Annotated in this window: 10 protein-coding genes; 6 read left to right on the top strand and 4 right to left on the bottom strand. The window is 65.5% G+C overall.

The annotated features are described in order from the left end of the window. Positions 1-6: 6 nt before the first annotated feature. The 3 genes from AB0N24_RS25965 to AB0N24_RS25975 all read right to left on the bottom strand — a co-directional run bounded on the left by AB0N24_RS25965 (position 7) and on the right by AB0N24_RS25975 (position 2049). Positions 7-309 carry an urease subunit gamma gene (locus AB0N24_RS25965; protein WP_104173882.1) on the bottom strand — a complete coding sequence of 101 codons (303 nt, stop codon included), beginning with the start codon at positions 307-309 and terminating at the stop codon, positions 7-9. 196 nt (positions 310-505) lie between these two features. Then, a complete protein-coding gene (locus tag AB0N24_RS25970; protein ID WP_104173883.1) occupies positions 506-808 on the bottom strand; it encodes a DUF4193 domain-containing protein in 303 nt (100 codons plus the stop codon). A 203-nt stretch (positions 809-1011) separates the two neighbouring features. After that, entirely contained in the window at positions 1012-2049 is a 1038-nt protein-coding gene (locus tag AB0N24_RS25975) for a LacI family DNA-binding transcriptional regulator (RefSeq protein WP_364131045.1), read from the bottom strand. A gap of 230 nt (positions 2050-2279) precedes the next feature. On the opposite strand from AB0N24_RS25975, the gene AB0N24_RS25980 reads away from it, so the two are divergent. The 6 genes from AB0N24_RS25980 to AB0N24_RS26005 all read left to right on the top strand — a co-directional run bounded on the left by AB0N24_RS25980 (position 2280) and on the right by AB0N24_RS26005 (position 8540). Further along, the gene (locus AB0N24_RS25980; protein WP_364131048.1) at positions 2280-3605 is read left to right on the top strand and encodes an extracellular solute-binding protein; all 1326 of its coding nucleotides are present in this window, start codon (positions 2280-2282) and stop codon (positions 3603-3605) included. A 131-nt stretch (positions 3606-3736) separates the two neighbouring features. Next, positions 3737-4582, top strand: a complete 846-nt coding sequence (locus AB0N24_RS25985) for a sugar ABC transporter permease (protein WP_251042507.1) — start codon at positions 3737-3739, stop codon at positions 4580-4582. A gap of 2 nt (positions 4583-4584) precedes the next feature. Further along, on the top strand, positions 4585-5481 hold the full coding sequence (locus AB0N24_RS25990) for a carbohydrate ABC transporter permease (protein ID WP_364131050.1): 897 nt from the start codon (positions 4585-4587) through the stop codon (positions 5479-5481). A 22-nt stretch (positions 5482-5503) separates the two neighbouring features. Next, positions 5504-6709: a Gfo/Idh/MocA family oxidoreductase gene (locus tag AB0N24_RS25995; RefSeq protein ID WP_364131053.1), complete on the top strand. Its 1206-nt coding sequence runs from the start codon at positions 5504-5506 to the stop codon at positions 6707-6709. 17 nt (positions 6710-6726) lie between these two features. Further along, positions 6727-7425, top strand: a complete 699-nt coding sequence (locus tag AB0N24_RS26000) for a ThuA domain-containing protein (protein WP_364131055.1) — start codon at positions 6727-6729, stop codon at positions 7423-7425. Continuing rightward, positions 7410-8540: a Gfo/Idh/MocA family oxidoreductase gene (locus tag AB0N24_RS26005; RefSeq protein WP_364131058.1), complete on the top strand. Its 1131-nt coding sequence runs from the start codon at positions 7410-7412 to the stop codon at positions 8538-8540. The genes AB0N24_RS26000 and AB0N24_RS26005 overlap by 16 nt, the downstream gene beginning before the upstream one ends. 131 nt (positions 8541-8671) lie before the next feature. On the opposite strand, the gene AB0N24_RS26010 is transcribed toward AB0N24_RS26005, so the two are convergent. Further along, a partial coding sequence (locus AB0N24_RS26010) for a DUF222 domain-containing protein (RefSeq protein WP_364131062.1) occupies positions 8672-9517 on the bottom strand: 846 nt, incomplete at its 5' end.

Genomic DNA, 9517 nt, shown 5'->3' on the forward strand with positions numbered 1-9517 from the left:
CCGCCCCTATCGGATCGGATCGTGGACGGTGACAAGCTTGGTGCCGTCCGGGAACGTGGCCTCGATCTGGACGTCGTGGATCATCTCGGGCACGCCTTCCATCACGTCGTCGCGGCTCAGCACGGTGGTGCCATAGCTCATAAGTTCAGCGACAGTGCGGCCGTCCCGGGCGCCCTCGATCAGTTCGTAGCTGATGATCGCCACGGATTCAGGGAAGTTCAGCTTCAGCCCGCGGGCCTGGCGGCGCCGGGCAAGGTCCGCGGCGACCACGATCATGAGCTTTTCCTGCTCACGGGGCATCAGATGCATCAGAAAATCCCTTCAACAGCCCGGCTCGGTCCTATGTTTATAGACCCGAAGCATCGGGCTTAGCCAGACCTGCCGGCGCACTCCTGTCAGAGCACCTACGACTATGGTTCGTGACCACAGTAGGCCGGTCAGGTTTCCGTGAGATTTCCTGGGTCCGTCTCCCGGCTTCAGGGATGCGGGGAGACTGTGGCGGTGCTTAGCCTTCGCAATCAACGCAATAGGCGTGGCCGTTCTTTTCGCGGGCGATCTGGGACCGGTGCCGGACCAGGAAACAGGAGTAGCAGGTGAATTCGTCCTGCGCCTGCGGGATGACCTGGACCACCAGTTCCTCCGCGACGAATTCGCCGCCGGGGACCATGCCATCGTCGAGTGCGTCGGCCTCATCCAGCTCTCGGACAACGCTTCGTGCATCAGGGGCGTTCGCGGACTGGAGCGCTTCCAGGGAGTTGTCCTGGGATTCCTTGACGTCGGATCGGACTTCGTCGTAATCGGTTGCCACTTAGGGGGTTCTCTTTTCTAATGTTCTTGTCTGACGGCAATGCAACATACACCATCGCGCCCTTATTCCCTGCCAGTAAGACAGACTGCGTCGGAGATACGCGGGGGACCCGTCAAGTTTAGAGTGCTTTCCCGCAGGTTAAGTACAGGCGCCTTTAGTACAGACGCTGGATGCACAGCCGCCGAAGTTCAGGTAGCGGCAGGTCAGGCGGCGGGCGCCGCCGTCGAGTCCCTGACCACCAGTTCGGTGGCCAATTCAACGTGTGTTGATTCCAGGGTTTCCCCGTTGGCCAGCCGCAGGATGGAGCGGAGGGCCGTCCGCCCCATTTCCTGAAGGGGCTGCGCCACGGACGTCAGGCGGGGGACCGACTGTTCGGTGATGTCCGTCCCGTCGAAGCCCACCAGGCTCAGCTGCTCAGGCACACGGATGCCCTGCAGGCGGGCCTCGTCCAGGACGCCGAGCGCTATTGCATCGTTGCCGGCGAAAATTGCGGTGGGCCGGTCCGCGAGGGCGAACAGCTGGCGGGCACCGGCGACGCCAAAATAGCGCTGGAACTGGCCGGTCACGATGTAGTCCGGATTCGCCGGGATACTGGCGGCACGCAGGGCCGCCAGGTAGCCATGGAGCCGGGCCACGCTGCATTCGGCGGCCTCAGGGCCACCCAGGAACGCAATTTTCCGGTGCCCCAAGGAGATCAGGTGCTCGGCGGCCGCCTTGCCACCGGCCCAGTTGGTGGCGCCGACGCTGACAAACCCGGAACGGGGCGGGTTGAGCGGGTCGATGACCACCACGGGGATGTTCCGGCGCCGGAAGGATTCCAGCTGGCCGGGCGTGACTTCGGATGTCACCAGGATGAGTCCCTTACGGCCTGCATCGAAAAGCCGCTGGGACCATTGCTCGTGGTCCGTGTTCTGCAACTTGTCCGGAGTCACGCTGCTCAGGACCACCTCCACGCCCTCCTCGGCGGCGCAGCCGACAATCCCTGACATCACTTCCAGTGAATACGAACTGTTCAGGCCGTCAAAGACCAGGTCCACGAGCGCCGGTCCGGTGGACCTGACCCTGCGCTGCATCGGCGACTCGTAACCCAGCTTTGCCAGGGCCTTCTGGACGCGGACGCGGGTGGCCTCCGCCACGTCGTCCCGGCCGTTGATGACCTTGGAAACGGTGGGAGTGGACACCCCGGCAAGCGCCGCGACGTCGGCCAGGTTCAGCTTGGCCTTCGGTGTCTTTGCAGGCATTCCAGCAACTTTCTCGAAAAATTTCGGTAGCTGAAGTCTGCACCAGCGGAGGCGCCGACGTCAAGATTCGCCCGAAACCCCTTGACGCCGGGTCGCCATCGGCGCTAACTTCTATTTCAGTCAACGAATTAGTTGCGAAACATTTCGAAACACGTTCCGAGTCCCTGCCGCCTCACCGGCCGCACCCAACCAGCGCCGCAACGCCGCGGCTCTTTTCAATGGAGATCAGAATGGAACCACGCCTTTCCTCCCGCAGGTCATTCCTTGCCCTTGCGGCCCTCACTCCCCTGGCAGCCTGGACGGTGACCGCCTGCGGCACCTCGGGCCCCGGCACAGCGCCCGCCGGCGGCGCCACCTTCTGGTCCCTGACCGGAGAACCCAATGAGTCCATCCGGAAAAAGAGCCTGGATGCGTTCAATGCGGCTCATCCGGACGCCAAGATTGTGGCCACCGTCTTCCAGAACGATGCCTACAAAACCAAAATCAAAACCGCCATCGGTGCGGGCCAGGCTCCCACCATCATCTACGGCTGGGGCGGCGGAACGCTGAAGACCTACGCGCAGGCCGGACAGGTGGAGGACCTCACCGGCTGGTTCGACGCGAATCCGGACGTCAAGGCCAAGCTGTTCCCGTCCTCCTTTGCGGCCGCCACCGTCGACGGCAAGATCTACGCCGTCCCCACGCAGACCGTGGCCCCGATCGTCTTCTACTACAACAAGGAGCTCTTCGCGAAGGCCAATGCCCAGCCGCCCAAGACCTGGGACGATCTCATTGCCCTGACCAGGACCTTCAATGACATGGGGGTTGCCCCCTTGTCGCTCGGCGGCCAGTCGCGCTGGACGTCCATGATGTGGCTGGAGTACCTGCTGGACCGCATCGGCGGACCGGAAGTCTTCCAGGCGATCTTCGACGGCAAGGCCAAGGCCTGGTCCGATCCGGCAGTACTCGAAACCTGCGCCAAGATCCAGGAGCTGGTCACGGCCAACGGATTCATCAAGGGATTCTCCTCCATCACGGCGGACAGCAACGCCGACCAGGCGCTGCTGTTTACCGGCAAGGCGGCCATGATGCTGCACGGGGCGTGGACCTACGGCGGGATGAAGCACGACGGCGGCACCTTCGTCCAGGACGGAAAGCTTGGCTGGTTCGATTTCCCCGCCGTCAGCGGCGGCAAGGGCGATCCCCTGAACACCGTGGGCAACCCCGCCCAGTACCTGTCGATCTCCGCCAAGGCGAGCGACGCGGAAAAGGATGCGGCGAAGAAGTTCTTCAAGGACGGCCTGCTCACCACGGACGAGATCACTTCTTACATTTCCTCCGGCGCCGTGCCCATCGTGCAGGGCATCGAGGACAAGCTCGCATCCAGCGAGGACAAGGACTTCCTGAACTACGTGTACACGCTGAGCAAGAACGCGCCGAGCCTGCAGCAGTCCTGGGACCAGGCCCTGAGCCCCACCGCCGCCGAGGCACTGCTGAGCAACATCGACCAGCTGTTCCTCAAGTCCATCACCCCGGCGCAGTTCGCCGAAAACATGAATGCGACGCTTGGGAAATGAGCGCCGCCCCACTCACAACGCGGAAGCCTGCAGCATCGGACGGTGCAGCCCGGGAACGTACAGGCCGGGAACGTACAGGCCGGGACCGTACTTCCGGTGAGGGCAGGGCCCACCCCGGGTCCCTGGGCTGGATGGTCCTCCCCGCCCTCCTGTTCTTCGCGGTCTTCGCCGTCCTTCCGCTCCTTGGCGTCGTTGCCCTGAGCTTCACCAACTGGGACGGCATCGGCGCGATCAGCATGGCCGGCGCGGACAACTGGCTCGCCGTCCTGTCCGATCCCGTCATGTACAACGCGGTCTGGCTGACCTTCGTGATCATGGTGGTCTCCTGGCTGGTGCAGACGCCGATCAGCCTGCTGCTGGGCACTTTCACTGCCGGCAGCCAGAAGTACCGGGCAGTACTGGCCGTGCTCTACTTCCTGCCGCTGTTGCTCTCCTCGGCGGCCATCGCCATCGCCTACAAGGCACTCCTGGACCCCAACTTCGGGCTGGCGGAAGGCCTCGGACTGCCGTTCCTGGCACAGGACTGGCTCGGCCAGCCCCAGCTGGTGCTGTTCCTGGTGATCTTCGTGATTGCATGGCAGTTTGTTCCGTTCCACACCCTGATCTACCAGGGCGGTGTCCGGCAGATCCCCAAATCCCTCTACGAGGCTGCCGAGATCGACGGCGCGGGCCGGGTGAAGCAGTTTTTCTACATCACGGTGCCGCAGCTGAAATACACCATCATCACGTCCTCCACCCTCATGGTGGTGGGATCGCTGACCTACTTCGACCTGATCTTCGTGCTCACCGCCGGCGGGCCGGGCAACTCCACCAGGATCCTCGCCCTGGACATGTACCTGACCGGGTTCCGGGCCAACCTGATGGGCCCCGCCAGCGTCATCGCCGTCATCCTGGTGGCGGTGGGACTCGGCCTTGCCCTGCTGCTGCAACGGCTGGGCGGCAAGAACTCCGGCGGCAGCCAGCTGGAAGGACTCTAACCATGAGCGTCACCCTCACTAAAGCAACGCCCGCAGCCCTCGCCCACACGGAGCCGAAACCCAACCGGGGCATCGGCCGCCGCATCCGGAAACTGAATCTCCCGGGCGGACTGGGCGGCTGGATCTGGCTTGCCGTCATCATCATCCCCATCTATTACATCGTCATCACCAGCTTCAAGAGCCAGGCGGGATACTTCAGCCAAAATCCGCTTGCACCGCCGTCGAATCCCACGCTGGACAATTACCGGATGGTGCTGGAGGCCGATTTCGCGCGGTACTTCCTCAACAGCACACTGGTCACGGCGGGAGCCGTGCTGCCCACGGTGCTGTTTTCCTTCATGGCGGCCTTCGCGATTGTCCGCGGGCGCGGCCGGTTCCTGAAGCTGGTCAACGGCCTGTTCCTCATGGGCCTGGCCATTCCGCTGCAGGCCACCATCATTCCGGTATACCTGCTGATCATCCGGCTCAACCTCTACGACAGCCTGCTGGCCCTGATCCTGCCGTCCATCGCGTTCGGCATCCCGCTCACGGTGCTGATCCTGGCCAACTTCATCCGGGACGTGCCGGACGAGCTCTTCGAGTCCATGCGCCTGGACGGCTGCAACGAATGGCAGACCATGTGGCGGCTCGCGCTGCCGCTGGTGAAGCCCGCCATCGTCACCGTGGCCATCTACAACGGACTGGGCGTGTGGAACGGCTTCCTGCTCCCGCTGATCCTCACCCAGAGCCCGGAACTGCGGGTGCTTCCGCTGGCGCTCTGGACCTTCCAGGGCCAATACAGCGTGAACATCCCCGCGGTGCTGGCGTCCGTGGTCCTCACCACCCTGCCCATCCTCGTCCTGTACGTCGTGGGCCGCCGCCAGCTGCTGAGCGGGCTCACCGCCGGTTTCAGTAAGTAGCCCGTCAATGGAGAACACACCTATGAGTACGCCCGAACACACAGACGCCCCACCGATCCGGGTAGGCATGGTGGGCCACGCCTTTATGGGCGCCGCCCACTCGCACGCCTGGCGGACTGCGCCGAGATTTTTCGACCTTCCGCTGGTCCCCGAGCTGAGTGTGCTTGCCGGCCGGGACAGCGTCCGGGTGGCCGCCGCCGCCCGCCGCCTGGGCTGGGCCAGCACCGAAACGGACTGGCGCGCGCTGGTGGAACGCGACGACGTCGACCTCGTGGACATCTGCACCCCCGGCGACACCCACGCCGAAATTGCCATTGCCGCCCTGCGGGCCGGCAAGCACGTACTCTGCGAGAAGCCGCTGGCCAACAGCGTTGCGGAGGCCGAGGAGATGGCAGAGGTTGCCGCCGAGGCCGCGGCCCGCGGCGTCTTCGCGATGTGCGGGTACTCGTACCGGCGCACCCCGGCCCTCGCCCTGGCCCGGTCTATGGTGCGCGACGGCAAGCTGGGGACCATCCGCCAGGTGCGCGCACAGTACCTGCAGGACTGGCTTTCGGATGAGAACGCCCCGCTGACGTGGCGGATGGACAAGGCAAAATCGGGATCCGGCGCCCTCGGCGACATCGGCGCGCACAGCATCGACGCCGCCCAGTTCGTCACCGGCCAGAGCATCACCGGTGTCTCGGCCATCATGGAGACCTTCACCAAGGAACGTCCCGTGGGCGGCGACTTCGTGGGCCTGGGCGGGAACGGCGCGGCGGGTGCCGACGTCGAGCGCGGACCGGTGACAGTGGACGATGCGGTGATCTTCAGTGCACGGTTCGACGGCGGCCCCATCGGCGTCTTCGAGGCAAGCCGGGCGGCGCTCGGCAGGAAGAACGCCATGCGCCTGGAAGTGAACGGCTCCCAGGGGTCCATCGCCTTTGACTTCGAGGACATGAACTACCTGAACTACTACGACGGCGGCAGCGGCGCCGACCCGGAATCCCTTGGGTTCCGCCGGATCAACGTCACGGAGGCCCACCACCCCTACACCGGCAACTGGTGGCCGGTGGGCCACGGGCTCGGCTACGAGCACGGCTTCACGCACCAGGTGGTGGACCTGGTGACAGCCATCGGGGCCGGAACCCAGCCCACGCCGTCGTTCTCCGATGCCCTCCAGGTGCAGCGGGTGCTGGCGGCAGTGGAACACAGTGCAGGCAAGGATTCCCGCTGGACTTCAGTGGACTGACGAGAAGGAACATAACAATGACTGCTACAAAAAATGCTTTGGTGGTGCGGGGCGGCTGGGACGGCCACCAGCCCGTCGAAGCCACCGATCTCTTTATTCCGTTCCTCCGCGAAGAGGGCTTCACCGTGCGGGTGGAGGAGTCGACGGCGGTGTACGCGGACGCCGCGTACATGGCCGGCGTGGACCTGATCGTGCAGTGCAACACCATGACCACCATCGAGAAGGCCGAATTCGAGGGGCTCCGCTCCGCGATCGAGGCCGGCACCGGAATGGCGGGCTGGCACGGCGGCATCGCCGATTCGTACCGGAACAACTCCGACTACCTGCACCTGGTCGGCGGGCAGTTCGCCTGCCATCCGGTCAAGGACCACGGCGAGCTGCACGGGGACGCCACGGACAATTTCCGGACGTACACCGTGAACATGCTCCCCGCCGCGGCCGAACATCCGATCACCGCGGGAATCGGCGATTTTGACCTTTTCACGGAACAGTACTGGGTGCTGTCCGACGACTACATCGACGTTTTGGCCACCACCACGCTGCCCGCCCGGGCAAAGGACGCCTGGCACAGGGACGTGGTCGCACCCGCGGTGTGGACGCGGTCGTGGGGCGAAGGCCGGATCTTCGTGGCCACCCCCGGCCACAGCGTGGAGATCCTCAAGGACAACAACGTCCGCACCATCATCGAAAGGGGCATGCTGTGGGCGAGCCGCTAGCAAACACCACAAGGGAACCCGTGTCCGCGGCACCGCTGAGGATCGGAGTGGTTGGCTGCGGCAACATCATCGCCGCGTACCTGGCCACGTTCCCGCGGCTGACCACCGTCCGGCTGGTGGCCGTGGCGGACCTCGATTACTCCCGCGCGGAGGCCGTGGCGGCCGGGCAACCGGGTGTGCGGGCGCTGGGTGTGGACCAGCTGCTCGCGGACCCGGAGGTTGATCTGGTCCTGAACCTGACCATCCCGGCAGCCCACGCGGACATCGCGATGCGTGCCATCGCCGCCGGCAAGGCGGTCTACGGCGAAAAGCCGCTGGCCGCCACTACCGAGGAAGCGCGCAAGGTGCTCGAGGCCGCAGCGGCGGCGGGCGTCGTCGTCGGCTGCGCGCCGGACACGGTCCTGGGGACGGGCATCCAGACCGCGCGCAAGGCGATCGACGACGGCCGGATCGGGGCGCCGATTTCAGCGACGGCCACCATGGTGACGCCCGGGCATGAGCGCTGGCATCCGCACCCGGACTTCTACTACGTTCCCGGCGGCGGGCCGCTGCTGGACATGGGCCCGTACTACGTTTCCGCGCTGGTCACGCTGCTGGGGCCGGTGGCCTCCGTGATCGGCGCGGCAAGCCACACCCGCGGCACCCGGACCATCGGCACCGGGCCGCGTGCCGGCGAAACCGTTCCGGTCAGCACGGACACGCATGTGACGGGGGTGCTGGTGCATGAATCCGGTGCACTCTCCACGCTGGTGATGAGCTTCGATGCGGTGGCCACGCAGTCAGCCAACCTGGAGATCCACGGCGAGACCGGGTCGCTGATCGTGCCCGATCCCAACCACTTCGACGGCGACGTCAAGCTCCGCACGCTCGGCGGCGACGGCTGGGATGTACTTCCTGTCTCGGCCGGATATGTGGATTCCGCCCGCGGTTACGGGCTGCACGACCTCGCCCGGACTCCGGCCGGCGAGGAGCCGCGGGCCGGCGGCGAGCTGGCCTTCCATGTGCTCGAGGTGATGGAGTCCGTGCTGGAATCAGCTGCCCTGGGACAGGCCGTGAAGGTGGCCAGCCGGTGCCCGCGGCCCGAAGCGGTGTCGCTGACTGACCTCGGCGCCTAGCTGTCCTTGCATCAACCCAGCCCTCCGGGTTGATGTTGCCTTGTCCGACCTGCATGCCGATCTGCACGCCGATCTGGAACGTGGCGCGGTGAAGGCATGCCGTTCCCAAACTACGTCATTCGAGAGCTGTGTCATTCGAGCCTGAAGTAGTTGTTGCGTTGGGGTTTTTGGCGCGGGTCGATGTGGGGTGGCGGGATGAACCAGGGCACGCCGGTTATTACCTGGATGGTCCATTGTTCCTTGTGGATGAGGTGGTGGTGATGGGAGCACAGCAGGGTTCCGTTGTCCGTGCTCGTGCTCCCGCCATGCGACCAGTAGGTGATGTGGTGGGCTTCGCACCAGGGGGCCGGGATCGTGCAGCCGGGGAAGGCACAGCCTTGGTCGCGGGCGGTGATGGCTTTGCGGATGTGGGGAGGGAAGATCCTGGTGGTGCGGCCGATGTCCAGGATGCGTCCTTCGCTGCCGAGCAGGACCGGGATGATGTCGGCATCGCAGGCGATCTTCCGGACCGTGGAGGCGTTGACCGGCCCGGTGAACGCGAACGAGCCTGTGCCGGGGATGCCGGGGATGCTGGTGGCTTCGGTGGTGTGTTCGAGGCGGTCCAGCAGGTCGCGGTAGTCGATGGTGACCATGACCTGGGGCTTCAGCCCGCCCGCCGCCGGCAGACCTCCGGCGGTGAGGGCTGCTTTGCAGGCGCCGACCAGGCCGTCGAGGAGCCGCTGCGGGCGGGTCCGCAGGTCCAGGGCTTCATCGGGCGCGGCGCCCGCGCCGTCCAACTCGCGGGTGCGGGGGTTGGTGGCAGTGTTCATCACGGTCAGGAGGGGTTCGCATTGGTCCGGGGTCGCGAAGATTTCGATGTGCTGCAGGCCGCGGCGGGTCTGGCGGAGGAACACACCCTGGCGGCGGCGGAGTTCTTCCTCCGACGGTTCGGACCCGTCCTGGTCGATCCCCTCGATCCAGCGCCGGGCGACCCGGGA

It is taken from the genome of Arthrobacter sp. NPDC093128 (genome assembly GCF_040683875.1).
In the GTDB taxonomy this organism is placed as follows: Bacteria; Actinomycetota; Actinomycetes; order Actinomycetales; family Micrococcaceae; genus Arthrobacter.

Excerpts from the sequence above, each read along its gene's own strand:
- AB0N24_RS25985 (WP_251042507.1), top strand. The coding sequence starts at position 3,737 with ATGGTCCTCCCCGCCCTCCTGTTCTTCGCGGTCTTCGCCGTCCTTCCG.
- AB0N24_RS25965 (WP_104173882.1), bottom strand. The coding sequence starts at position 309 with ATGCATCTGATGCCCCGTGAGCAGGAAAAGCTCATGATCGTGGTCGCC.
- AB0N24_RS25990 (WP_364131050.1), top strand. The coding sequence starts at position 4,585 with ATGAGCGTCACCCTCACTAAAGCAACGCCCGCAGCCCTCGCCCACACG.
- AB0N24_RS25995 (WP_364131053.1), top strand. The coding sequence starts at position 5,504 with ATGAGTACGCCCGAACACACAGACGCCCCACCGATCCGGGTAGGCATG.
- AB0N24_RS25980 (WP_364131048.1), top strand. The coding sequence starts at position 2,280 with ATGGAACCACGCCTTTCCTCCCGCAGGTCATTCCTTGCCCTTGCGGCC.
- AB0N24_RS26000 (WP_364131055.1), top strand. The coding sequence starts at position 6,727 with ATGACTGCTACAAAAAATGCTTTGGTGGTGCGGGGCGGCTGGGACGGC.
- AB0N24_RS25975 (WP_364131045.1), bottom strand. The coding sequence starts at position 2,049 with ATGCCTGCAAAGACACCGAAGGCCAAGCTGAACCTGGCCGACGTCGCG.